Origin of the sequence: Paenibacillus sp. 3LSP, from assembly GCF_032465655.1 — a bacterium.
Classification (GTDB): domain Bacteria; phylum Bacillota; class Bacilli; order Paenibacillales; family Paenibacillaceae; genus Fontibacillus; species Fontibacillus barengoltzii.
Window position 1 is genome coordinate 1 of sequence record NZ_JAWDJI010000166.1, and the last position, 25,538, is coordinate 25,538.

The window sequence follows — 25,538 nt, forward strand, 5'->3', positions numbered from 1 at the left end:
TGGTAGACTGCATAGTATCAGCTCTCCTTTGCTATGTAGCTCTGAAATGGTTTGGTTTATACTACACTATCCATTTTAACCTACGAGATGTAGCAATTTGGAGGGCTGTCTTTGTTTTACGTTCATCTTAGCTAGAACTCCCACCCCCGCCTTTCCTCCTATGCCGGTTCGCTTATGGTATACTGCTAATAATATGCCAAAAAAGAGAGGTGCTCCATCATGTGGAAGGAATTTAAAGCCTTTGCACTCAAAGGGAACGTGCTAGATCTAGCTATCGGGGTCATTATCGGTGCCGCTTTCGGGAATATCGTGACTTCCCTGGTTAACGACATGCTGATGCCGGTGATCGGGCTGCTGGTAGGCGGTATTAACTTGAAAGAGTTACAGTTTCAATACGGAGACACGGTGTTGAAGTACGGAGCTTTCCTGCAAACCGTCATCGATTTCTTTATTGTCTCCTTCTCCATCTTCCTCTTCGTCAAGGGTATCAACAAACTGAGACGCAAAGAGAAAGAGGAGCCCAAGTCCGAAGCGCCGCCCGCCCCTTCCAAAGAAGAGGTGCTGCTGGCCGAAATCCGTGATTTGTTAAAGCAAAGAGCGTTGGAGGAGAAGTGACTCCTTTGAAGCCAAAAACCCGCCCGAGCCGTTTATGCTTAGGCGGGTTTTCTCGTATGCGCCTACACCAGCTTCTGCCCGCAATTCGGACAGAAGTTCGCGCCTTCGTTCTTATTCCCGCAGTTGGGACAGAAGTTCGGCCGCTTAGAGTCCGCTTCCGAGGCGGAAGGCGCTGCAGGTTGCGACGGTTGGCTCGCCCCCGAGTTTTGCGACTGGGACTGCGGCTGCGGATGATCTTTCCCCTGACCCGGTTCCGGATTCAGGTTTTTCATCATTTCCTTGGCCAGGTTCATCCCCATCATCATCCCCGCCATATCCGAAGCGGCCCCGCCGCCTTGCACCTTGCCTGAGGCGATGCCGTCCGTCATGCTGACCTGCTGGTATTTCGCTAAATTGCCGATCATTTCATGCGACGCCGTCTTCGTGATCATCTCCTGAATTTCCTTCGGATAACTGAAGCTCATCACCTGGAAGCCTGTGATGGCCAACCCGTCGTCCATGACCTGCATATCGAGGTCTTCCCGAATGCCTCGTGCGATCTCCGCGGCGTTAGCCTGCAGATTAAACATATCTTTGCCTTCCCGGCTAATCCACTTCATCAGCAGTTGATCGAGCACGGAGGTGATCCGAAGCTTGACGTCCTCCACCAAATAGCTTTGTTTAATGCCTGCAACCTTATCAATTAGAGTCACATAGTCATTGACCTTGAAGTTAAACGTGCCGTTCGCACGAATCGGCATTCCGCCGGGGAGCTGCGGCGTAGGGATTAACACCGGATTTTGCGTGCCCCACCGGACGGTGAACTCCTTCGTATTGACGAACAACACCTCAACCCGCATCCCGCTGTTGAAGCCGAACTTAAACCCCTTCAGCGTGGACAGGAACGGCACGATCTCCGAGGCAATGTTATATTCGCCTTCCTCCTTAAAAATCCCCTCGATTTTCCCGTTATTCATAAAAATCGCGTCCTGCCCCGAGCGGATGATCAGCTTACTCCCTTTTTTAATTTCACGGTTGCTCCATTTCCAGAAAATCATGTCGTCCCGGAATTCTTCCCACTCCACGACATTGGCAAATTGGCTCTTAAAAAAACTCATCAGCTCTTCCTGCCCCTTCCTTTAAAATGATCCTCGGCTTCCGCTATGGGAGTGTCCGCCGCTGGTTGTACCGCCGCCGCCACCTCCACTGCTGCCACCGCCGCCGCTGTTGCTGCTCTCAATCTTCGTCTTCGTTACCGTGGTATGCAGATAATTGTCTTGTCGCCAAATGACGCCAGAATTGGCCGAATCCTCATAGGTACGACCGCTCACCGTGATCCGACCGCCGCTTCGGAACGCCATCATGAAGACGACCCCCGCCCCGATCACCAGTGCAATCACAAGCTGAATGCCGGTGTTGAACAGCGGGTTATCCGGATTCACCCCCGGCCGAAACTCCGCGTACCGGTAGGCCGTGCGTATGTATTCTGCAAACGCACCGTGATAATCGCCTGCGGACAGCATCGGGGTAATCTTGTTGCGGATTTTGTCCAAACGGCTGTCGTCCAGGTATTTCTCCCCTTTATAGAACCCTGCCAGATATAGATCCCGGTTCAGCATATCCAACGTCAAAATCACGGCGTTGCCATGCGGTTTGTCGTAACCCGGAGCCCGTTCATCGTAGAAATTCTCCGTCAGCTTCACAACATCCTCGCCTTCAGGATTGTCCGTGGTATAGATGATGATGTCGAGCTCTCTTTTGGGCCCATATTCATTCGCCAACGCGTTTAGGTCTTCAATTTCTCCCGGAGAGAGAAGTTCGGCCTCGTCATAAATCAGCTGCTTATTCGCAAGCGGCGATTCCGCCTGAGCCGTTAACGGGGTCAGCATATTTAGCATGATCAAGAGCAGCAACGAGTACACCACGACCCATCGCTTGTTCATAAGAATACGCCTCCCCACAGCCAGGCCAATATTTTAAGTCCAACAAAAGAGAGGGCCGAAACGCCGGCAAACCATGCCGCCATTTTCCCTTTGCTTAGCGGCGGCTTTCCGACCACTTTGCCTGTTTGGCCGTTCATCGCGAACGTGTACTGCTTCCCCTTGTAGTTGTAATAGACCATCCAGACCGGAAGCAGCACATAATTCGCTCGTTTGACCGTCGTATCGATCTGTTTGTCCGCGTAGCTTACCGTCGTGTATTCGGAAACGGTTGAAGAAATATAGGATTCGATATAAGGCATCGTTTTTTCCCGAGCTCTCGGGGTAAGCTGCTCGCTGGTATAGTTGTATTTTTCAGCAATGTATCCCGCAAGATATGGCGTCTTAAACGTCTTTAATTGGTCGTAGGGAAAAGGCTCCAGCTTATCCATCAGCTCATCGTCCATCTTCGCCGAGGCATCGATCGGCAGCCGGACATAATTCAGCCGAATTCTCCGGTAAAACTCGTAATGATCGGTTTCGGTATATTGATAATCGCCTCGGCGATAGCTTCTTACCTTCGTTCCTCGGCCGCGAACATCGATATTGTTCAGCAAATCGTACAGCCAGAACGGCACGTACATTCCGGTAATCCCCTGGATGCGGTTCGCGGTCATGAAGCCGCGGGGCGTAAGCAGCCCTTTTCGGCACCATTTCTTGAAAGCCGCCATCGCTTCTTCCTTGCTGATCGCAAAAGGGATCACCTGCTGCGGCGCCAGCTTCCCGGTCAGGCGATCGCTAAGCACCACAGCGGAACCGCAAAAGCTGCACGTCGTTGCGCTGGTTTCCGGCTCCGTTACGATGACCGCCCCGCAGCTTTCGCAGTGGTATTCCCGAACCTCGTCCTCCGTGAACACCTGTTGCTTCAATGGGTCGGGAAGTTGCTCGATGTTGTCCTTGCGACCGCAGCTTGGACAGGACAGCATACCTGTTGTGCTGTCAAACGTCATGCCGCTGCCGCAGCTCGGACATTTGTATTCAATGACCGGCAAATCGTTCACCTCAATCCATCCAAAATCAAGTTCAGGTAGCTCATTTATTTAATTTCGCCTTGAGCGCCGCTAGTTCATCTTCAGGAGTCGATGCTGTGGCTCCCTCCGCTTTCGCTCCCGCCGCATTGCTCTTCTCCAGCTCCGCGAAGATCGCGTCCAGATCGTCTTCCTGCGATCCCGCCCGAAGCTCCGCCAGAGCCAGCGCTTCATTCAACGCTTGATCCGCCTTCGCCTCCAGTTCGCGAAGCGCTGCTTCGGTTCCTCCAGCAGCCTGGGCCTTGTTCAACGCAGCGGCCTCTGCCAGCTTGCTCTTCAGCGTCGCTTGCCGCGCTTCCAGCTTCTGCAGATCGGAGACCAGCTTCTCCTCTATCTGCTTGATTTGGTCGGCCTGACTCGCTGCCTGCTCATAGGCCGTCTGCAGCTCCTGCAGCCGTTCCGCCTGCTTCGCCTTCCGCTCCAGGAATTTTAATGCAGCAGATTCGTCGCCAGATTCCACCGCCTTCTCCGCATACCTTTGCAACTTCCGAACTTCCTCAGCGCACTCATCCAGCGCACGCTTGGCTCGGTCTTCCGCTGTCTGTATCGCAGCCGACTCGGCCTTGACCTGTCCCAAATCCAGCCGTAATTGACGCAGGTATTCATCCACCGTCGCCGCCGGATCCTGTGAACGCTCCAGCCTAGCGGAAAGATTCGACCGCATCACATCTTTAAACCTCGACAACATCCCCACTTCCCGTCCCTCCTTCAGTTGGTCACTTACTTAATAATACAGTAGAAACAACCATTTGGTTTCATGGCGGCTCCCGAGACCGGGCAAAAAAGAACGCCCCGAAGGGCGTTCTTCCCGTACAAGCGGCTATCGCAGACCGCAAAAAGACATGGGATCAACCGATCCACAACTGCACTAATGACGTGCTAGTGTTGGGGATGATCTTTTTTCTCGGAATATGCGATCAGATTGACCTTCTCTCCTATGGACTGCTCGATTTTTTCTTCCAGCTTCCGAATCTCCTGAACTAACGACTCCCGGCCTTCCAGATCCGTGAATACGTAATCTTGCTGCATGATGCACGCTCCTCCCTGTTTTTTAGGTAACTTGCGCGGAAAAGCGTGGTTCTATGCAGGCGAGGTTGGCAAGCCCCCTACTTGGCCGCTGTGTGATTTGCGAAGATCGGCACCATCCGCCGCTTCCCGTCTCGAAACACTGCCAGCTCCTTGTATCCCTGATCGATCGCATCGGCCAAGGCCGTATCAAGCAGCGTACCGATATCGTCCGGAAAATGAGCGTCCGAGGATAACGTCAGCGGGACCCCGTAATGGGCTAATACGGACAGGAACAATGGGCTTGGGCAACTCTCCGCGATAGGATAGCGGTATGCGAGACCGGTATTGATCTCCGTAGCTACGCCGCTTCGCGCCATTTCCTTGGCGATGCTCCGGTAATACGGCAGCAGCTTCTTCTCATCGGCCGGCCGGAACCCAAACACCTTCAAGTTATCCGGGTGCGCGATGATGTGAAACAACCCTGAGACGCAGGCCTGCCGCAGCAATTCATAATAATCTGCGTACGTTTGCACGGGGTCCCGGCCGTCGAAGCCTGTCTTGGCCTCCGGATTGTCGAACCCCCATCCTTCCAGGAAATGCACCGAGCCAATCACGTAATCCCAATCATAACCCGCCAAAATTTCGTCCAACTCCACTTCGCCGCCGGGGAAGAAATCCGCCTCGATGCCAAGCGCGAGATCGGGCCGCGTCTTCTTCGCTTCCGTCACAAAGTCAACGAAATCCTGGATGGAAGCTACGCACACCTGATCCAACCAGGCCCGTTGCAGCTTGCCAACCCGGCTGTCGTCCAGCAGCATGTGTTTTTCGTAATATGGCCGACACTCCCGGAACCGGTATAAATGATCAACGACGCCAAACTCCTGAATTCCGCGTTCGCGTCCCCGGATCAAGTAGCGATCCAACCACTCTTCGCTATAACATCCCTTCTCCATCCGCCGGGACAACAGCTTTGTCATTTCCTCGGCATATTCGATCGTATGATGCCCCAAGGCCGGATCCGGCCCCGGCTCGGTCGCCGCCAACCCTTGCAGTGTACGCGAAAGCCAGCGCAAGGAATACGGACCTTCCTCCAGATGAAAATGCATATCAACCTTCACCCGCAAACTCCTCCTGTCTACTCCCATTTCACCATGGCCTCGGAAGGCTCGATTCCTAGATAATGGCACATCAGCGGAGCCAAGTAGAGCTGTGACAGCCCCTGATCGCCCTGGAGCTTCGGCGAAGGAATCGGCAGCTCACCAAACACATACAGCGGAACGTTGCGCTCCTCCGGCTGAGTGCCGCCGTGTTGCCCCATCGCGTTCATCCCGTGATCGGATGTGACGATAATCTCATACCCTTGCGATCTCCACAGCGGTACCAGCGTAGCCAGAATCCCATCCACCGTCCGGACGGCGCCCTCATACTGCTTGCTTTCCCCGCCGTGCTTATGCCCCATATCGTCGATGTTCATCGAATGGATATACAGGAAGTTGGGGTCGTACGTTGTGCGCAAATGCTCCGCATCAAGGAACAGATGGCTGTCCGGATAGTGATCCTCGAAATAAAAAATCCCGTGCTGTATCGGCTGCTTCTCGTCATGCTGATGCCGGTCGGTCACCGGGTTAAACGGCGCACGGTTGTACAGCTCGCTAACCCAGTGGTACGCGGCGGCAGCCGTTCGTAATCCCGCGGTGATGGCAAGGTGAAACACGCTTTGCTCCCGGCTTAGCCTGCTGATATGGTTCGCCGTAATGCCGTTTCGGGCCACCGGCGTACCGGTCAGCAGCACTTCATAGAGCGGGCGCGATAGGCTCGGCAGCTGCGACTGCACTTGATAGCAGGCCGCCTCCCCTTGCTCTACAAGATGCTCCATATACCCGAGATACTTGCGGGCCGCATCATATCTTAATCCATCCAGCACAACCACAACGAGCTTCTTGGCTTCTGCTTCTGCCTTTGCGAATGACATCCATCTCTCTCTCCCTTCAGTTAAGTGGCCTCGATCCATTGAATGCGATGGCCGCGCAGCGTCTGCAGCCATTCCTTCGGGGCGGCAACGTCGCTGACAATGGCGTGTACTTGGCTCAGCGGCGCGATCTCCACGAATGCTTCCTTGCCCAGCTTTGACGCATCAGCCAGCACAATCGTACGGGATGCCGCCTCGATCATCCGGCGCGACATGCCCGTTTCATCGACGTCATAATCGCTGATCCCCCGCTCCAAGGATATTCCGCCAATGGAGATAAACGCCTTGTCGACCCGGAATTGCGACAGAATGTGCTCGCCAATTGTCCCCGATAACGACTGCTGCTCCGGATTTAATTCCCCGCCGACCACAAAAATCTTCCCGGAAAACCTCCCGCCATTCAGCGACTCCATCAGGTGATACGCCACCGCCAGCGAGTTCGTCAGGATCGTCAGCCGCTCCCGGCCGGCGATCGCCTTGGCCATCTCCAGCGTTGTCGTCCCGATGTCGATGGCGATGGTGTCCCCGGATTCGATCAGCTCGGCAGCAGCGCGGCCGATCCGCTCCTTCTCCTCCGCCTTGTCCTTCTGGCGCTGCAAATACGGCGGCTCGTAGCTGGTCAATTTGGGGAGGACCGCACCGCCGTAGACTCTTTTAGCCAAACCTTCTTTCTCCAGCAGGATCAAATCGCGGCGCACGGTCTCCTCCGATACGGTAAAACGATGCGACAGCTCCGGGACCTTCACCTGTCCCTCCTGCTTCAACTGCTCCATAATGACGCGCTTGCGCTCCTCAGATGAAATTGACAACTTGCCTAAGCCCCTTCCTTCTCTAGCTGCAGCAATTGCGCGTGATCCATAACGAGGGTGACAGGGCGGTTCTCCTCGAACCGCCGAGAGCGTCCATCGTTCAGCACATCCACCGTCAGGCGGATGCCGGCGGCATCGATGGCGTAACGAATAACGTTGCCGAGGATCGATGCCGAGTGAACGTTGCCCTCCACGATGGGCTTGCCCGCATGGGCCGGGTCAGCCGCTTGCTCCGGTCCAATAAGCGAGAGCGCCTCCGGCCGGATGGCGTAACTCTCCGCATCGCCGGGCACCGTGCCGAATAGCCGTAACGCTTCGGCCCGCGTCAGCACGTTATAGCTGCCCATGAACCGCGCAACGAACTCCGTTGCGGGCTTGGCGTACAACTCCTCCGGGGTCCCTTGCTGTATGATATTCCCCTGGTTCATCAGGCAGACCCGGTCGGACAAGGTTAACGCTTCTTCCTGATCGTGCGTGACGAAGATCGTGGTCATGTTGAATTGCTTCTGAATCTCGCGGATTTCTGTGCGCAGATTTTTGCGATTTTTCGCATCAAGCGCGCTGAGCGGCTCATCCAACAGCAGCACCTTCGGACGGACGGCCAGGGAACGGGCGAGCGCTACGCGCTGCTGCTGTCCCCCCGACAGCTGTGCGGGATAAGCGTCCCGCTTATCGGTCAAATCGATGAGCTCGAGCAGTTCGCTGGATCTCTGGCGGCGTGCTTCCTTGGCCATGCCGCGCATTCGCATGCCGTATTCGATATTTTCGCGGACCGTCAAATTCGGGAACAAGGCGTACGATTGGAACACCATGCCGATCTCCCGACTGCGGGGAGGCAGGTTGACGATGTCCTTATCGTCCAGCCAGATCTGCCCTTCGTCGATCTCCGTCAGGCCGGCGATGCAGCGCAAGAGCGTGCTTTTTCCGCAACCCGAAGGCCCGAGCAGCGTAACCAGCTCCCCTTCGCGGATATCTAAATTCACACGATTCAGCACCGCCGCCGATCCGAACTGCTTACGGATCCCTTCCAGCTTCAGATATGGCTTCATTCCGAAATCCCCCTGTTTACTTGTTTGCCGAGCTTCATCAAGACCATGGACAACGCCAGAATAAACAAAAAATACGAAATCGCAATCGCGCTGGCCAAATGCCCGCTTTCATTCATCCGCCGCGACAAATACACCTGGATCGTCTGAATATGACCGCCCACCAGCATGTTCGTCATGACAAACTCCCCAAAGAGGACGGAAAAAGACAGCAGCGTCGACGTCACCACCCCCGGCCAGATGTTTGGCAAAATCACGGTCACAAACGCCTTTATGCGGCCGGCGCCCATCATCTCCGCGGCATTCAGCAGCTCTGGTGCCGATACGGTGAGCAGGCTGTTGCGGATACCCTGATACATATAAGGCAGGACGATGACGAAATACGCGCCGATCAAAATATAAGCGGTCCCCGAAATATTCATCGGGCCGGAGGAATACGCTCGGATCAGCCCCACTGCGGCAACGACGCCGGGAACAGCATAAGGAAGCACGACAATTCCCTTCATGAAGCTCTCCATCCGGGGCAAATAGACGGTGATAATGAACACTGCCGGCAGCATGACGGCTAGGCTAAGCACGATGCTGATCGCGCAGAGGTACAGCGACTTCCATAACGCATCCAGAAAACGCGCATCCTGAAACATCTCACCAAACCATTCCAGCGTCCAGCTTTCCGGCAGAAGGGTTGCTTGCCACTCTTTCGCAAACGCGTAGATCATCGTTGCCAGCAAGGGAAGCAGCAAGTAAATCATGAGCAGCAGCATCAGGGTTCTCGGTGCCCACCCTGCTTTTTTGCTTGGGGTCTGCATCACAATTCCTCCTTCAGCGCAGGCGACTTCAGCTTTGGCCATTTCCGATGGTTGCGTGCCTTCTGTTCCGCCGAGCCGGGTTGGAACCGGTGCAGCCGCTGAGTCATCTTGTGGTTCAGGTACACCGCCAATAGCGTCGACAGGCCTAGGATTACTGCCAGCGCATTCCCCAGCTGCGGCTCGGTTACAACGTCACCGGAAACCAGGTTGCCAATCCGTACGGCGAGCAGGTTGAAGTTACTTCCGACGAGGGCATAAGCAGTCGCGTAAGCACCCATGGCATTCGCGAATAAAATCCCCAGCGTACCGAACACGGCTGGCAGCAGTACCGGAATCCCGATCGTTCTCCAAAACTGCCAAGGACTTGCGCCCAGCAGCGATGCCGCCTCTTTCCATTGCTCACGAATGCCGTAAAACGAAGGGTACAGCAGCAATAAAGCCAGGGGAACCTGGAAATAGACATACACCAGCACCAGCCCCGACCAGCTGTATAAGTTAAAACCGGCAAGCACGTCCCAGCCCCACTGCTTAAAGAGCAAAGTAAATACCCCGTTACTCCCCAGCAGAATAATGTACGCGAAGGCGAGCGGTACGCCGGCGAAATTCGATGTCATATTGGACACCATGATCAGACGGTCCCGCATCCTCGGTGCAAATCGCGTCACCGCGTAAGCGCAGGCCAATCCAACGACAATCCCGATCACGCTTGAAAAGACCGAAATCAGCAAGCTGTTCTGAATCGCTTTGAGATAATACTCGCTTTGAAAAATTCGGGTGTAATACCCCAACGTCATTCCGGCGCCGTCCTCCAGGCTGACGCTTCCCGTAATCATCGACACGATTGGCACCAGCTGGAACAGGGCCACCATGACGACGAAAGGAACGAGCCCAAGCAAATACCGGCGATTTTTCCGCTTCACGCCACACCCTCCTTGTTAAAAAAAGGGGCGCCTCCCGTCCAAGACGTTTGACGCACCCCTTCAAATGGTTGAACACGGGCCCGTGATTTGCCCCGATTAGTTCATATGAACGAGCACGCGCTCCTGCCACAGCTGCGGCAACTTCTTCGCCGTCTCTTCCCAGGCCTTGTAGTCGCTGACCGGTTTCACATTGGCATAGGCCTCAGTCGGCAGCAGCTTGGCAGCAACGTCTTCCGGAAGCTGCACGCTATCGCGGATCGGACGGGCATAGCCCTTCGCCAGGTTGATTTGGCCGGCATCGCTCAAGATGTATTCCCGCGTCAGCTTGGCGGCATTCGGATGCGGCGCGTATTTGTTGATGATCGTGGCGTAGCCGCTGACCACGCTGCCTTCCTTCGGAATCGCCACGTTAAACTTGTCCGCGCCGCCCAGTTGATCGCGGTAGTTCAGGGCATTGAAGTCCCAGAACAGGGTCACTTGCACTTCGCCCTTTTCGATGTTGGCCAGCGAAGCTTCCGCACTGGACAAGCGGCCTTTTTTCGCCAAGTCTTCGAAGTAAGCAATCCCCGGCTCGATGTTTGTCTCGTCCCCGCCGTAGGCGATGGCGGCCGCCAGCACGGCCATTTGCGCTTGCGCAGCTTTGGTCACATCGCCAACAATGATTTTGTAGTCGTCGTTCTTCAGGTCTTCCCAGCTTTGCGGCGGATTTTTGACCAGGTCCGTGTTCGTGAAGAATGCGATGGAACCTTGGTAACCTACGACCCAGTGGCCGTCCTTGTCCTTGGCCCAATCCGGGATCTCGTCCCAGTACGAGGTTTTGTACGGTTGAGTTACGCCCTTATCCACCGCAACCGGACCAAATGCGATACCGACGTCACCGATGTCCGCGGTCGGCTTATCCTTCTCCGCTTCGAATTTGGCGATCTCTTCGGCGCTCGACATATCCGTATCCATGTGATCCAACGAATACTTCGTTTTCAGATCCGACCACGTATCTTTCCAGTTCGCCCATGTGTCCGGCATGCCAACGCTCACGACGGAACCTTCTTCTTTGGCCCTCGCTTCCAGATCGGCCAGCGAGAGCTCTTCCGCCTGCGCCGCCCCGCTTGTATCCGTTGCAGTTGCGTTACTCCCGTTGCCTCCGTTGCCCCCTGCACCACAAGCGGCCAGCATCAATACAAACAAGGATAAAACCAGACCCAGCGCTAACTGCCTCTTTAATCCGAATTTCATGGTTTCTATGCACTCCCTGTGGATTATTATGGGTTCGCTATGTATTTCTGTTGATTTCGACCCAAGAAGAGTATAGGTTTTGACTGTTTACGCTGGATTAATGGAGATGGCGAAGTTTATTAAAATCATCATAATCATGCACATTGTCACCCCAGGCGGAAATAAGGGACTTTTATGGCCTTATTTCACCTTTTGGTCCCTTTTTGCGTTGAATAAGGGAATTTTGTGGCCTTATTTTCCTGAACTCCCGTCAAACTCACCTCTTCACCGCCCATTTTTCAAAGATAAGGGTAAAAATGTCCGCTATTTCAAGCCAAACTCTATCTTTGGAGCGAATAAGGCCCTTTTTTACCTTTATTACTTACGGCACGCTCATGCAAAAAAAGCCCGGAAGGCCTCCGCCCCCGGGCTTGCAAATCGTAATCTCATGGCAACCCGCCGCTCACCCCTTGATCGAACCGATCATCACGCCTTTCTCGAAGTATTTTTGAATGAACGGTCGCGTGAACGTGTCCATCGACGTCATGAACTGCTCCGTGATATGAGCGTTCCAATCCATTTCCTTCGCTCTCACCGCCGTCGCCGACTGCGGATAATAATAAAACAAAATGATCAGCACCGGAAACAGCAGCACAAGCCAATAGGAAATCAACAGCTTGGTCAGCAGATTGATCTTGTTCTTCCCCAAGCAGATCACCTTCCTTTCCGTCCTTGTCCACACCAAAGTTACTTTAAGCATACGGGATCGGTGCCGAAATGAGAACGTCCTTTGTGCTCGATATGGACAGGAATGCAGGGTTGGCGCGAGAAATGGGAATAAAGAACAGAAAACAAAAATAAGACCAGCACGAGGCAGCTCCTAGACAGAACCACAGCACCGGTCTTAAGAAGAATACATTTACAGCTTTCACTTTAACGTCATATCGCTCATAAATGTCCAGCTTAATTCTGTACATCCGTTGCATGATATTGCGCACTTCATTTGGAATGCAAACGGCCGCCGATCTCCCCTCCTATGACCGCTTTTCGCCAATCATTGATCAAATTTACGATTATTTGCTCTTGAAATAGCTTACGACCTACATCGCGCATCGTGTTGCACAGCGAGTTATCCCAAATGGCCTGCATCTTAGCCAAACGAAGCCGCTCTTCTGTTGATAAGGTTACGCCATTGGGAAGCGCCAAGGCACACCCCTCCATGTAACTTTCCCGGTTAAAACGCCAGGCGGTAAATCGGTCCCCATAACGGGAAGCCAGAACATTTCCGATCGAAATCCCTTTAACATCAAAATCACCAGAGTAATATAGGTGGCCGGAAACCAGGTTTTCCTCCATATAACGATCGATCAGGCGCAATGCCGCTGCGCTTGCCGGTCCACTGGTGCAAACTAGCATCGGTCCCGCAGTATAGGCGGATTCATTGGCTTCATTCAAATCAACCAAAGTGGAAAATACCGCTGGATTCTCTACCACATAAAAATCGGTGATCGGAGAAAGCACGCTGGTTATCTCAACTTGCCTTAACGATAAAACATATGGCCCGTTACCGCCGTCCCAAGGGCAATAAATATGAACGAGAGAAGATATGTCGTCATCAAAAATTCCCGCGCTGCGGTAAATCTCCCGCGCCTCCAAGGTATCCACTCCGGATGACAAGCCGGGTATCGCCTCGGGATCTGATGGGTCAGTTTGATCCGTTTCGGCAAACTGCTTCCCAAGCTCCTTGGAGCGTAAGGCCTGGAACAGCAGCCGCCCTGCCGGGACGTTCCGGTCCAGCGCATGCGGATCGCCGGTAGTTTGCGCGGCCAGCACCGGTAGGCGGACAGCTGATGGTGGGCTACCGTTCTCGCCCAAACCTGCTGTTGCATCCCCCGCAAGCAGCAGGTTCCACGCGCATGTGGCACTCGCCAGCTCTCTTTGCGCCGTCTCGGGAGCAGCGCGCCACAGCTCACGCAAGGTGCGGTAACCGGCTGCACGGCCGTGGCGCAAACCACTTAACCATTCCGCCACAGCCGGCTGGAGTGGCGTTCCTTGCTCCGCAAACTGGGCTTCCAGGGTCTCAAACAACCTCCCCCACTCCTGCATCGCCAGCAATTCCCGATCCGATTTGGTTCGCAGCGGCTCGCCGGTCAGGACTTCATGAAGTTCGGTAATCGTGAAGGTAAATGCCGATTCCAGCAATTCCTGTTCAAAATCCGCAAGTGGTACTCGGATATCGTCCCCCGGTTTTTTGTACCAGCCAAAAAAAGTATTGATCGCCTCGCATTCCGCTGCAGTAGATCTACTGATGACGGCGTGCCCGCCCGCCTTCTCCAGACTGGCGTATCGCTTCCAGACGGCTTCGAGCATTCTCTTGAACCCGGGACGAGAAAAATAGTCCCGGGCTTTGGCCGCCTGATCTGAACGATCGTTCATCCGCCCGCCGCTCATTCTTCTGCACCGCTTTCTATATATTCCTTGATTTTGCCATTCCAACGGTAGCGGAACAAGGTAACGAAATCGACGTCCTTCGGCCGGTAAATCTCATAAATCGCCAGCTTTGGAACCGTATCGTAGCAACCCCACAGCACCTGGGAGGTCATCATATAGTCAAAGCCCATATCCGTCAGCAGCTTGAACATATCCCGCATGTTCTCCTCATCCACGCCCGCGAACGCTTCGTCAAGAGAAATAAGCCGCGGCGCGTCGGTTCTCGCGTCGGAATACCGCGACCATGTGGCGGCGAACAGCGGAATATACATGGCCATTGCCTTTTCGCCCCCGCTCAGCACGTTGAAGCGCGCATCGGTGAGCGGACGGTAACCAATCTGCTCACCTTTTTTGTATTTCAGTTCAAACTGGAACCAGTTGCGATAATCTAGCACTTGGTAGAGATGTTGACGCAGCGATTCCTGCTCCTCCTGGGCTGCCTGTTTTGCGCTGACGATTTGCCCACGAAAATGCTCGATCATCGCGTCGATTTCGTCCTCGCGCAGCCTATGAGAATCCCGCTTCAACAGTTCGACCAGGTCGGAGACATCGAGTTGCTGTTCCCCCGCCGCGACTTTAGGTTGCCACTCAAGCTTCAAGCGAAGACCGCTTGATGTGTCTCGCTCCTCCATTAGCTTGTTCATTTCCCGCACCCATTGCTCCGCACGGTGAATTCGCTGCCGGATCGCTTTGCCAACACTGCGGAGAATGATTTCCTCATACAGTTCGCGGTCTTTCTCACTTAACAAAGCGCTTTGCTCCGCTTCCTGCTGTTCGAGTTCTTCCAGCAACGCCTGCGGCGGCAGCGGCTGGCGGGGGTTACGCATGGAAAGCAGCAACAAACGTCCGGTTGTTTCATCCGCAACCGTCTCCAGCACATACTCCGTCAGCAGCATGCGCGCGGCATTAAACTGCTCCAACAAACGGTTAACGATGTTTTCGGCATTACGCCCGGTAAACAAGGGTTCGTATTGCCGCAGAATTTCTTTGGCAGAGGCCTGCAGGAAAACTGCCCGAGTTGTGGCTGCGCCCGAGTTCGCCGCGTTCGCTGTATCCGCCTCAGTCGCTACGCTCCGCCACTCGTCAACCAGACCTTGGCGCAGCTCTGCTAGCAGTTGCTCCAGCGTTCGTTCCAACTCGACGTGCAGCACTTCTGCCTGCTCCCGCAGCAGCACCAGCTGTGCTTCCGCCCGGGATGCCTTGTCTTTGGCCGCATCGAGCAGCCGCTCCTGTTCTTTGACGCGGACAAGTAACGCAGATTGCTCGCGCTTCAGTTCCTCCAGCCTCCGCGCAACATCGGCCAACCCTAACTCCTCGATCAGCCTCCGCAACGTATCCACCTGAGCGCGCTGATCCCGCTGCCGCTCGCCGAGCTCTTCCGCCAGTGCTTCTTCATCCTCCAGTTCCAGGATCAAAGCGTCCAACTCATCCTTGAACCGCTCCCAAGACGCGTGAGCGTCCCTGTACTGCCGCCAGGCGGAATGCAGGTCCGAAAGCGACGCTTCATAATCGCGCAAGGCGTTAACCGCCGCCGCAAGATCCGGCTCGCGTTTCAACCGGGTCCAGTTCGCGGTCAGCTCTACCAACTCTCGCTGCAGTTCGCGCCACTGCGCCGACTTCGCCTTGAACCGCTCATTGGCCTGCGCTTCCTGCCGGGCCGCAGCCTGCAGCCGATAATCCGCTGCCTGTAGTTCGCGCAGGGCTCCAGCCAGGTCCGCCCCGCCGGGAAAAAGCTCACGCTCTACCGCCAACTGCCTTTCCGCTGCCTCCTGACCGGCAAGCCGTTCGTCCAGCTCTCGCAGCACGGCGTCCAATCTGGCGATCGCCTCGCCCAGCCGGGCAATTTCCATCATGCGGGTACGGCGGCGCGTCTCCTTGCCGATATACTCCGCCCGCTCCTTCACCGCCGCCTTCCCGGCGAGCGGGCCAAGCCGGTAAGAGCCGTCGGCTGCGATCATGCCGCTCCAGTCGCCGTCATCCAGTAGGCCGCCTTCCTCGTCCCACAAAAAGCTGCGCAGTACCGCATCGATCGCCGCGGCCGTGAGCCCGCTTCCCTCTGGTGGATCGGCAACCAACATGTCCGCCAGCGTATAGCCAAATTCCTGCGGACGAGGTACGATCCAGGCTTCTTCATCGTCATTGCCACACTCCTGCACCCGGCCGTCCGGGGACAGCCAGGCATCAAGCAACCCCGAACGCTCCAGCGCTTCCTCGATCCGCGCCTTGGTGTCATCGCCTACGTGCGGCCGGAAATCGCACGCAGCGAAGAGCGGCGCCCCGCCTCGCTCTGCATTAGCTTCGCGGAATTTCGCACGTGCTGTGCTGCGCCCGGGTTCCGGCTCCCGACTTTGCTCCCAGCCGCGCTTCTCTTCCTGCAAGCTCGAGCGCTCCGCCAACAAATCCCTCCGCTGCTTCTCCATATCGAGCCGGCGGGCCACCAAACGATCCCGGGCCGCTTCGTACCGGTCCAGCAGCGGCCCCCGCACCGGCTCCAGCGAGGTCTGCTCCAGTCCGTACTCGCGTAGCGCCCCAAACGTCTCGCGCAGCGCCTCCTCATTAAAAGGCAGTTGCCGTAGCCCGCTTTGCCAGGCGACAATCTCGTCCTTAAACGCCTCCTTGCTGTCAGCAAACCGCTTATCCCGCTCGCCGCGCTCGCGCTCCGCCTCATCCCGCGCTCGGCTCGCTTCACCCAACTCGATTTCGCTTTCCTTGACCAGCGCAGCCGCCATTTTTTCCTCCGCCGCCTTGGCCAGGCCCCGTTCCACAGCATCGCGATGCGTGCGCAGATCTTTTCGCCACGCCTCTTTCCACAGATCATCCACCGGCACGTTCGCTGTCCAATACCGGTGATATACGACATGCCCGGCAAACTCCATGTCGCCCGCAATCGCCTCCAACTCGTTCAGGAGTTCCCGTTGCTCCCGTTCGGCGGTGTCCCGCTTGGCTTCGGCCTCCTGCAGCCCGCGCTCAAGTTGCTCTTGCTTTATGCGGGCCTTGCCCGCTTTTTCCTTTGCGCGTTCCAACTGCTTTTCCGTGTCCGCCAAAGCCGCCGCGGCCGCCTCATACTCCCGTTGCTTGCCGATAGCTTCATGCTTCTCCAACAATTCGCGCTCGACGGCAATCTCCTGCAACCGGTTCTGGATGCCGCTGCGCTCTGTCACAGCCCCCGCCTTTTCCGCCTCCGCTTGCGCCAGCGTCTCTTCGGACCTTCTTACTCTGGCAGCGACTTCATCATAAGCAGCTTTGGCCTCCAACATGTCCTCAGATTTCGTATACAACACATGCTTGTTGTAAAAATCGTACCGCTCCTGCAGCTTCACCATCTCGGCGCGATGCCGCTTCAGTTCGTCCAGCCGGTCGGTCATTTGGTCCATGTCCTCCAGCACCTCTGACAACGGCCGCAGCTCCTCCTCCATCAACGGCGGCAGCGCCTGATGGAGAATCTCATAGATCGCCGACGGCTTGAAGTCCTTGGACAGCTTTGGACTCCGCAACTGAATCATGAGTTGGAGCAAGTCCTGATAAGCATCCGTATCCGCGAACCCGAAAATATGCTTGTTCACCATATCCTGATACGATTTCTGATCCAAAACGACCTGGCCGCCCGTTCCCACCTTCGCTTCCAGTTCCTTGCGGTCGAGAGGAATGCGTACGCCGTCCTCCAGCCATCCATTACGGTCGTAAAGCCAGAAGTCACGCCCGATGCGCCGCCCATCCTCCAGCAAAAACCCCCAGAACTGCACCTGGGCCGCGTTTCTTCTCGCCCGCAGCCCGATGCCTACCGTTCTGTACGCTCCGGTCGCACCATGCTTGAATTCCATCCATAAGTAGCCCGTCGTATCCGTCTTACCGCCGTCCTCCTCGCCAAGCAAATAATACTCGATGCGGCGGTCCCGCGAACCGAACGGGTCAAGCCGGTGCGCCCGCTTGTCGCCATCCAGCACGAGCGGCAGGAAGCTTTGCATTGTAACCGACTTGCCCGACCCGTTGGCGCCGCGCAAGATCAGCCGGCCTTCCTCGAGTTGAAATTCCTCTTCATCGTAATACCAGAAATTCAAAATCCCGACGCGATGCATCTGCCACCTTGCGGCCGCTCGGCCGCCTTGACCGGAAGCCCCGTCCGCTCTCAGACCGCTTTCCTGCTCCACCATTTGCTGTTCCATCAGTTAAATCCTCCCGTTTGGATGTTGATCCACCACACCTAAGTATCAAAATCGTTATTTGCATATTCCGAACTCCATCTAGCCAGTACGGGCGAGATCAGGAACGAAGTCTCGCCCTCCCACTCTCCCAGCCCCCATTCGGCTAAATGGTTCATACACAGTTCCGCCAGTTCCTGGGAGGCAGCTTCCCGAAGATCCTTGCTCCAAAACTCTTTATGTTTAAGCTGTAGCCTGTACAGAAGCGTCTCGATATCCGCCTTGGTCAACCGGACCGTGCCGTTGTCCTCCACGTACAATACGCCTCCCTCCGCCAGTTCCTTGCGGATTTCGCTCGCAAGCAGCAGCGCCAAATCCGAAGCGGCCGACATCGTCGGAAACAGCTCGCTCTCGCCGGTCAGCTCGGGATGGAAAAACCACAGCCCTTCCCGGTAACGCCGCCCGGTCCAGCCGAGCATATTTTCCAGTTGATCGATGATCGCCCGCCGCTGCCACAGCACATAATTCAAATCTTCCTCATCCCAATGCCTGTCCACCACCGCCGGCTCCAATAGCAGCCGGCGGTATATCCGGTGCCGCCGCCGCATCGACTGCCCGTCCTGTGTGTCGGCGTACGGAATGGGGTCTTCCAACTCCTCCAGCCGCGAGCAGCCCGTCAAATCGCGCGGAAAGCGCCGAAGCACATATCGGGCCAAAGGCGAACACTCGTACAATGCATTGCGCTCCGCGTCCTGCGCCCACTGGCCCTCATCGCCGTCGACGCTGTGCAGCACGCCAAGCGCCCGCAGCTTCTTCAGCGCTCTGGCCATCGACAAGCGGTCATAGTAATTCCGCCAGTCGGCCTCCAGCCCCGCGCTCAGCATCTGCTCGCGGATTTCCTCCACGATGTCGGTGAGCAGGAACTGGTCCAACTCCGTTTTTCCTTCCAAATACCACAGTCCATAGGTAAAAAAAACGTAGTCCCGCTTTTCGCGAAACTCAGGAAAACCCATCCACGGGTGCGCCTTCACAGGCGTCTTGTCCAGCTTGGCGATTGTCCGGGTCATAATCAGCGGAAAACCTGCCTTATCCATAAACCAGTCGCGCAGCTCCTCGTAATGGTCCCGGATGGCAAAATACAAGTCCGGGTCTTCCTCCTTTGCAACCCACGGACGGTTCAAGAGCGCGTGCATGCACGCGCGCTTTCGTTCGGCCGCCTGCTCGGCGTTTATTCCCCGTTTGCTTAGTCTTTTGAGCGCACCTCCAGCCATCTACCGCCCCTGCCTTTCCGCCTCGTTTTCGGATCGGACCTCCGATTCAAATCTTGATCCGGCTTCTCCCTCGACTTCTGCCGTATCGGCCGCCGCAGCCGCTTCCGCAGCGGCAATATCGGCCCCGTTTGCCCCCTGCTTTGCGGCTGTTCCCACGGCCAAGCCATTCGCCGCTTCCGTCAGCCTAAAATGCAGCTCGTAGTTTGCCATTTCCAACTCGCCGTCTTCCGCGTGCAAGATTGTCCGCTCCGCCGTACGCGGATTGCTCATCCGAATCAACACGCCTTCCGGCGTAACAAACGAGTGGCCATTTCCTGTCGTCATGCACCGGCCGATCCACTGCAGCAACCGTAGCCGCTCCCTGGCCGTCACCGGCCCGAGCTCCGACACTTTGACGGAGCTCCGCTCTAGTAACGCCGCGATCATCCGCCATTCCTCTGCCTGCCGCAGTTTGAACGCTTCCCGCTCCCGCTGCTTCCGCCGCTCGTTGTCACGCACCGCGTCCGCCGGCTGACGCTCTCCGCGCTTGCGGCTGCGCGAACGCAGCATGCGCACCATCGGCCGCTCCTCCCAGGACGACATGTCCGCCCGGTCCGAGTCGCGCAGATCCTCGCCCTGCAAGTGCCTCGTCGGGAACAATCCGAAAGCGTATGCGGACAACCTGTGCGCCTCCTCGACCGTTTCGATCGAAGCAAACCAGCGGGCCAAGTGCTCTAGCTCCTTTTTGCGGCTTAGTCCCGAACGCTTCCGTTCCTGAATACGAATCGCGCTGCGTACAATACGGGCAATCGCATCCTTCGTCGCCCGCTCCAGCAAGGTGAGCTCGCTGGGCGCAGCCCCCTCGCCCACAAACCAGCGCCGGATATTCGTCCAGCCTTGACGAAGTTCTTCCAGCAGTTCCTCCCGATCCGGTTCGTCCTCCAGCCGCGGCTTTCGGAGCTCACCTTCCACGACCTGCTCTAAAAACAGATCCCGTACCGAATCGTTAATTCGCTGCAAATTACCTTCGATTTTATAAGCGCTCCGCTGTAGCGCCTGTACGAAATTTTGCAGGTAATCGGTCAACTTTTCCTTAAAGATCAAGAAAGCTTCCGTCACCATCATCTCTTCCGCCCGAGCCGTATGCAGGCTAGCGATATAGTCCGCCGCATTTTCATGGAGGTTAACAAACGAACGGTACAAGACGTTCCACAGCTCCAGCGCCGCGTCCGGCTCCAGTTCTCCGACCTGGCTACGAATGTCAAACAGTTTATCCGCAATCGTGTCGAATAAGGAAGCTTCCAGCGAACCGCCATACCCCGTTACCTTCTCCAGCGTCTCCAGCAGCCGTTCGATTTCGATGGAATACGGGCGGAGCAAATACTGCATCTTCTTTTTGAGATACTCTTCCAGCGTGGAGGAGCGTCCACCGTCGTGACGGGCAGTCAGGTTTTGCCACTCCACCAATTGATCCAGGTCGCCTTGGCACAGTTCAAGTGTATAATCCGGCCACACGTTCCAAGCCTTGACCGCTTCAAAGACGTCTTCCGGCTTCAGCCAATACCGCAGTCTTTTATACTCCTGATAGAAAAAACGCATGATCGCCCGGTAGCGAACCACGTTGTCAGCATTGACATACTTCAACTCGGGTATCCCGCGCAACGATTGCACCGGCAACCCCGGCAAATGAGACTCCATTCTCGCCCCCCCGTTCCTTTCAGAAAACTACTTTCATCTTAAAATACCCGCCACCTTGTGACAAGCCGAGAGGGGGGAAGTCATACGATGTTATTACTTGTCGTTGATGGATCGGGGACAAACTGAAACCACAAAAAAACGGTACCTTGGAAATGCGATGTATAACAAGTAAAACAGAGCCAGCAACCATCGGCTAGTCCTGGCTTGGCTGGGAATGATGCTCCGTCTTCGATCGAATGGAGCTTCTATAGCAAAAGAAAACAGCCGCCGGCTCTTCAAGCCGATCCCAAATTTCATTTGATTCGACATCAGAAATCCTCCGAATTGGGACGCTAGTCCCCTCCACCCTATGTACAAAAAAGGAAAGCAGTGAGACAATGATAAACGGCTTGTTTACAGAGAGAGATTTTTGGGGGAAGAAGAGAAACCGATGGGATTTGACATCATTGCAGCCGTACTGATTTTTGCGATAACTTTAACCTTTGTCATTTGGCAGCCGAAGGGGCTGAATATCGGGTGGTCTGCGTGCGGCGGAGCGGTACTGGCCCTGGCGGCCGGAGTCGTCGGATTTGACGATGTCGGGGAAGTCGTACAGATTACGTGGAACGCCACTTTGACGTTTATTGCGATTATCATCATTTCGCTGATCTTGGACGAGATCGGCTTATTCGAGTGGGCGGCGCTGCACATGGCCCGGGCCGCCAAAAACAGCGGCATCCGCATGTTCATTTACGTCAGCTTGCTGGGGGCGGTCGTTTCGGCGTTTTTTGCCAATGATGGGGCTGCCTTAATCCTCACGCCAATTGTGTTGGCGATGGTCCGACATTTGAATTTTGAGGAAAAGATGATCTTTCCGTTCATCATGGCGAGCGGGTTTATCGCAGACACCACTTCTTTGCCGCTGGTGGTCAGCAATCTGGTGAACCTCGTGTCAGCGGATTATTTCGGGATTGGGTTCGCGCAGTATGCCGCTCGAATGTTTGTTCCAAACCTGTTCTCGCTTGGGGCGACGGTGGCGGTGTTGTTACTTTATTTTCGCAAAAGCATTCCTCGCGACTATGACCCCTCCAAGCTGAAAGCACCGGCTGAAGCGATCAAGGACCAGCGCTTGTTCCGCATCTCCTGGGTCGTGATGGGTGTTCTGTTGATCGGCTACCTTGTGAGTGAGCTTCTGCATCTTCCGGTATCCTTGCTCGCCGACACCGTGGCTTTGATCTTCTGGGCTATCGCCCACCGCAGCCAAGCGGTTGACACGAAGGCTGTCATGAAGGGGGCGCCGTGGAATATCGTCGTCTTCTCGATCGGGATGTACCTTGTCGTGTACGGCCTCGGCAATGCCGGGCTGACCGAGATCTTGGCCAAGCTGCTCCAAGCAGCGGCAGATGAAGGTCTGTTCATATCCACGATCGCCATGGGCTATATCTCGGCATTCATGTCGTCGATCATGAACAACCTGCCGGCCGTCATGACCGGCGTACTCGGCATCGCCGAAACCGCTACCTCCGGCCCGATCCGCGAATCGCTGATCTACGCTAACGTCATCGGCGCCGACCTCGGCCCGAAGATCACGCCGATCGGCTCCCTTGCGACCCTTGTGTGGCTCCACGTCCTCGCCAAGAAGGGCGTCCGCATCTCCTGGGGCACGTATTTCAAAGTCGGCATCGTGCTAACGATCCCGATTTTGTTTGCGACATTGGTAGGGTTGTGGGTGGTTTTGGTGGTGTTTTAGGAGGGGGCAGATGCTCCCTTTTTTTCATTCTTATAGAAGATAAATCCTGTAAAGTTGCTGAGCCAACGGTTGCCTGGACTTTATGAAGGCTACGCCCTGTCCCTTGAAAACACCTCAATCATCAATCCCGCACCCAATCTGAACCCCCGCGCAAACGCCGCCGCCATCTCCATCCCTTGAATCTGCTGCTGCAAGTCGATTAGCGCCTCCAATTCGCCAAATTCCTCACTCGATAGTTTCTCTTTCCAAGCCATCGTCGCTTCGGATAATTCTCTGCTGAGTTGACGGTATTGCGGGTCTTTGGGGATGAGCTGCTGCTCGGGGATGATGTAGTCGTAGTATAAGGATTCTAGAAAGGAGCGCATCAAAAAACCTCCTTTTGGGGATAAGAATAGCAAAATTGGAGGCTGCATGTGGTACGTATATGCGTAACATATCTTTTCTATTTCTGGATTTATATTTAGAATAGATAGAAAGAATCTTGTGACTGAGGTGGGAAATGAAATGGAGCACAAAGTGCTGATGAGGGATACATATGATCAATAAGAGGTGGCTTATCCGCGGACTTACCCTAGTCTGTCTTATATTGCTTACTCTCCTAACTCAACGCGAATCCTACAGCCCTATTACCGACTCCCATATTCAGCAACTGCAAGAAAAGGAGCACTTCGAAGTACTGGACGTGAAGATAAATAACGAAGTGGACAAGCCGTTTGCTTATGTTTTTTATCAAAGGGGTGCTAAAATCGGAGCTTGTGTCGTTAACGTAATTAATCAAAAACTGGATTATCATATGGATCTCATGCTAAACGAAGACGATCGCAACCCTGTTCAGGTGTTTGGCGTTCAGACTGGTTATCCCTATCTCATGATTCGTATTCATGATGATCAACTTCTTCGGGAGGGCAGCATCATTCAGGCCACATTCAACCAAAATGACTGGCATCAGCTAGGTTTGGATCCTTCAAGAAGAGATTATATTGTTTTAGGAGACTACGACGAAGCAGCCCAAGGAACAACGTCGGTACAAATCTATAACAGAAATCAGGAACTGGTGTATGAGTAATTAGCGGATGGATGGTCTTATGCCTAATAATCCAAGACTTGAAACACATCAAAAATCCGCCATAATCCAATTTTTAAACGAGCATTTTAATGCGCATACCATGATTTTATTCGGGTCGGCTGCAAGGGGGGAGCTGCGCCCAGATGGTGATGTAGATATTGCCTATCTATCCGACGAGCCAACCCCTTCCGCTTATGAACTATTTATAGCCGCTTTAGGCAGGACCCGCATTTTTGCGAGCCCTCAAGGAATATGCCTGCTTAACGAACGCAAGGAAATCATGGAAAATTACCGGTGAGGGTGAGCGAATTGAGTCGTGATATATCTAGCCCAATTTCAATCCACGCACCTATGTAAGTGGATTGTCAACAGTAAATCAGACAACTTTATTAAGGGCTTCTTGACGATACTGAACAGGTGTCAGGTATCCCAGTGTTCCGTGAATCCGATGCTTGTTGAACCAGATGATGTAATCGTACAGTTCCACCTCTAGATGAAGAAGGCTGTGGAAGCTCATCTGGTTAATGAACTCCGTTTTCATAATTTTATAGGTAGCTTCAGCCACGGCATTGTCATAGGGACAGCCTTTCATGCTGAGAGATCGACCGATTTTAAAGGTCTCCAATAGCTCGTCCATCTTTTCGTTTTTAAACTCACTACCGCGGTCCGTATGAAACCACTGGATTTGACGCAGATCACCTTGTACGGTAGAGAAGGCACGGGAAATCAGAGCCGCATCCTTGTTTGGGCCCGCACTATGCCCGATGATTTCTCGATTGAACAAGTCGATCAGCACACAAATGTAATGCCACTTGTTTTGAACCTTTACATACGTTAGATCGCTAACGACGAAGCGCTTTGCTTCTGTCTGCTCAAACTCACGAGCCAGCACATTTGCCGTCTTTGCTTCATTGGAGGCCGCTTTGTGGGGCTTATACTGAGCGATCGTGTAGGTGGAGACCAGCCCCTGCTCCTTCATAATGCGGCCAATGCGACGTCTAGATACAACTATTCCTTGTTCCTTTAGCTTGGCTTTAATCTTGCGCGTGCCGTAAGCTTTGCGGTTCTTGTGGAAGATCTCCACAATCGTTTCTGTTAGTTCATCTTCCTTCGCTCGTTCCTTTGCTTCATAGTAGAACGTACTCTTTGCAATTTGTAGGACGTCGCACATTGCTGATACCGAGTATTTATCACGGTTGTTCTGGATGATAGCTACTTTCGTCCCATGATCAGCGCGGCTTGCTTTAAAATATCGTTCTCCATCTTAAGTCGTTGAATCTCTTTACGTAAAGTGATGAGTTCATTTTCTTCGAAAGAGCGATTGTCCTTCTCCTTGAAGGAGCCTGTGGTCTGGGCTTGCTTGATCCAGCGGTCTAAAGCAGACGCAGTGAGGTCATATTCCTCCACAATCGCTGCGCGGGATTTCCCGTTTTCATAGAGCTGCACCATTTGCTTTTTGAACTCGGTTGTAAACGTGCGTCGTGGTTGTTTAGGCATTGTTGAGATCCGCTCCTTAACATGATAGGTCTATTCTACAAGCCCTTATTTTTATTGTCCAACTAAGTGTAGCCGATCCATAAGGTGCGACAATGGAGTAAAGATCACGGCCTGTTACTACAGGCTGATTTCAATCCACGCACCTATGTAAGGTGCGACGCAGATAGCGCGGAAAAGGCGGCACCGGCCGCAAATATTTCAATCCACGCACCTATGTAAGGTGCGACGCAGCGCCCGAAATGAGCCCAGGCCCAGCAAGGGCTCAGAGGCTCAAAAGTGCGAACCTTGTAAAATG

General features: G+C 54.6%; 23 protein-coding genes. 4 read left to right on the plus strand and 19 right to left on the minus strand.

Annotated features, from left to right (window positions below; all coding sequences use genetic code 11):
- The first annotated feature begins 219 nt into the window (after positions 1 to 219).
- Positions 220 to 615, plus strand: a complete 396-nt coding sequence (gene mscL, locus RW092_RS13475) for a large conductance mechanosensitive channel protein MscL (protein ID WP_009223803.1) — start codon at positions 220 to 222, stop codon at positions 613 to 615.
- Between the two features lie 62 nt (positions 616 to 677).
- Here the strand turns inward: mscL and RW092_RS13480 are convergent, their stop codons facing one another.
- The 17 genes from RW092_RS13480 to RW092_RS13560 form a co-directional block, all read right to left on the minus strand.
- Positions 678 to 1,712: an SPFH domain-containing protein gene (locus tag RW092_RS13480; RefSeq protein ID WP_316010443.1), complete on the minus strand. Its 1,035-nt coding sequence runs from the start codon at positions 1,710 to 1,712 to the stop codon at positions 678 to 680.
- A 21-nt stretch (positions 1,713 to 1,733) separates the two neighbouring features.
- Complete coding sequence (locus RW092_RS13485; RefSeq protein WP_316010444.1) at positions 1,734 to 2,537, minus strand: TPM domain-containing protein; 804 nt, start codon at positions 2,535 to 2,537, stop codon at positions 1,734 to 1,736.
- Complete coding sequence (locus tag RW092_RS13490) at positions 2,534 to 3,565, minus strand: TFIIB-type zinc ribbon-containing protein (protein WP_028538570.1); 1,032 nt, start codon at positions 3,563 to 3,565, stop codon at positions 2,534 to 2,536. Before RW092_RS13490 ends, RW092_RS13485 begins: the two co-directional genes overlap by 4 nt.
- 40 nt (positions 3,566 to 3,605) lie before the next feature.
- On the minus strand, positions 3,606 to 4,295 hold the full coding sequence (locus tag RW092_RS13495) for a PspA/IM30 family protein (RefSeq protein WP_316010445.1): 690 nt from the start codon (positions 4,293 to 4,295) through the stop codon (positions 3,606 to 3,608).
- 185 nt (positions 4,296 to 4,480) lie between these two features.
- On the minus strand, positions 4,481 to 4,630 hold the full coding sequence (locus RW092_RS13500) for a hypothetical protein (RefSeq protein WP_016313858.1): 150 nt from the start codon (positions 4,628 to 4,630) through the stop codon (positions 4,481 to 4,483).
- 77 nt (positions 4,631 to 4,707) lie between these two features.
- Entirely contained in the window at positions 4,708 to 5,727 is a 1,020-nt protein-coding gene (locus tag RW092_RS13505; protein WP_316010446.1) for a PHP domain-containing protein, read from the minus strand.
- 17 nt (positions 5,728 to 5,744) lie between these two features.
- Complete coding sequence (locus RW092_RS13510) at positions 5,745 to 6,581, minus strand: alkaline phosphatase family protein (protein WP_009223796.1); 837 nt, start codon at positions 6,579 to 6,581, stop codon at positions 5,745 to 5,747.
- Positions 6,582 to 6,601: 20 nt separating this feature from the next.
- A complete protein-coding gene (locus tag RW092_RS13515) occupies positions 6,602 to 7,387 on the minus strand; it encodes a DeoR/GlpR family DNA-binding transcription regulator (protein WP_316010447.1) in 786 nt (261 codons plus the stop codon).
- 5 nt (positions 7,388 to 7,392) lie between these two features.
- Positions 7,393 to 8,436, minus strand: coding sequence for an ABC transporter ATP-binding protein (locus tag RW092_RS13520; protein WP_316010448.1), 1,044 nt, complete (start codon positions 8,434 to 8,436; stop codon positions 7,393 to 7,395).
- Complete coding sequence (locus tag RW092_RS13525; protein ID WP_316010449.1) at positions 8,433 to 9,242, minus strand: ABC transporter permease; 810 nt, start codon at positions 9,240 to 9,242, stop codon at positions 8,433 to 8,435. Before RW092_RS13525 ends, RW092_RS13520 begins: the two co-directional genes overlap by 4 nt.
- Entirely contained in the window at positions 9,242 to 10,162 is a 921-nt protein-coding gene (locus tag RW092_RS13530; RefSeq protein WP_316010450.1) for an ABC transporter permease, read from the minus strand. The genes RW092_RS13525 and RW092_RS13530 overlap by 1 nt, the downstream gene beginning before the upstream one ends.
- A gap of 96 nt (positions 10,163 to 10,258) precedes the next feature.
- Positions 10,259 to 11,395, minus strand: coding sequence for an ABC transporter substrate-binding protein (locus RW092_RS13535; protein ID WP_028538576.1), 1,137 nt, complete (start codon positions 11,393 to 11,395; stop codon positions 10,259 to 10,261).
- 442 nt (positions 11,396 to 11,837) lie between these two features.
- Complete coding sequence (locus tag RW092_RS13540; RefSeq protein ID WP_254899822.1) at positions 11,838 to 12,083, minus strand: hypothetical protein; 246 nt, start codon at positions 12,081 to 12,083, stop codon at positions 11,838 to 11,840.
- A gap of 290 nt (positions 12,084 to 12,373) precedes the next feature.
- A complete protein-coding gene (locus RW092_RS13545; protein WP_316010451.1) occupies positions 12,374 to 13,810 on the minus strand; it encodes a TIGR02679 domain-containing protein in 1,437 nt (478 codons plus the stop codon).
- 11 nt (positions 13,811 to 13,821) lie between these two features.
- Positions 13,822 to 18,027, minus strand: a complete 4,206-nt coding sequence (locus RW092_RS13550; protein WP_009223785.1) for a TIGR02680 family protein — start codon at positions 18,025 to 18,027, stop codon at positions 13,822 to 13,824.
- A 38-nt stretch (positions 18,028 to 18,065) separates the two neighbouring features.
- On the minus strand, positions 18,066 to 19,274 hold the full coding sequence (locus tag RW092_RS13555) for a TIGR02678 family protein (RefSeq protein WP_009223784.1): 1,209 nt from the start codon (positions 19,272 to 19,274) through the stop codon (positions 18,066 to 18,068).
- Positions 19,275 to 20,951: a TIGR02677 family protein gene (locus RW092_RS13560; protein ID WP_260070114.1), complete on the minus strand. Its 1,677-nt coding sequence runs from the start codon at positions 20,949 to 20,951 to the stop codon at positions 19,275 to 19,277.
- 430 nt (positions 20,952 to 21,381) lie between these two features.
- On the opposite strand from RW092_RS13560, the gene RW092_RS13565 reads away from it, so the two are divergent.
- Complete coding sequence (locus RW092_RS13565; protein WP_316010484.1) at positions 21,382 to 22,680, plus strand: arsenic transporter; 1,299 nt, start codon at positions 21,382 to 21,384, stop codon at positions 22,678 to 22,680.
- Between the two features lie 89 nt (positions 22,681 to 22,769).
- On the opposite strand, the gene RW092_RS13570 is transcribed toward RW092_RS13565, so the two are convergent.
- On the minus strand, positions 22,770 to 23,045 hold the full coding sequence (locus tag RW092_RS13570) for a DUF6809 family protein (protein WP_316010452.1): 276 nt from the start codon (positions 23,043 to 23,045) through the stop codon (positions 22,770 to 22,772).
- A gap of 317 nt (positions 23,046 to 23,362) precedes the next feature.
- On the opposite strand from RW092_RS13570, the gene RW092_RS13575 reads away from it, so the two are divergent.
- Positions 23,363 to 23,746 (plus strand): hypothetical protein, encoded by a 384-nt coding sequence (locus RW092_RS13575; protein WP_316010453.1) that lies wholly within the window; start codon positions 23,363 to 23,365, stop codon positions 23,744 to 23,746.
- A gap of 7 nt (positions 23,747 to 23,753) precedes the next feature.
- Entirely contained in the window at positions 23,754 to 24,044 is a 291-nt protein-coding gene (locus tag RW092_RS13580; RefSeq protein WP_316010454.1) for a nucleotidyltransferase family protein, read from the plus strand.
- A gap of 78 nt (positions 24,045 to 24,122) precedes the next feature.
- Here the strand turns inward: RW092_RS13580 and RW092_RS13585 are convergent.
- Positions 24,123 to 25,243, minus strand: a protein-coding gene (locus RW092_RS13585) for an IS3 family transposase (RefSeq protein ID WP_316010455.1) whose coding sequence is annotated in 2 segments (ribosomal slippage) — positions 24,123 to 24,994 and positions 24,994 to 25,243 — 1,122 coding nt in all. Because the reading frame shifts where the segments join, the coding sequence is not laid out codon by codon here.
- Between the last annotated feature and the right edge of the window lie 295 nt (positions 25,244 to 25,538).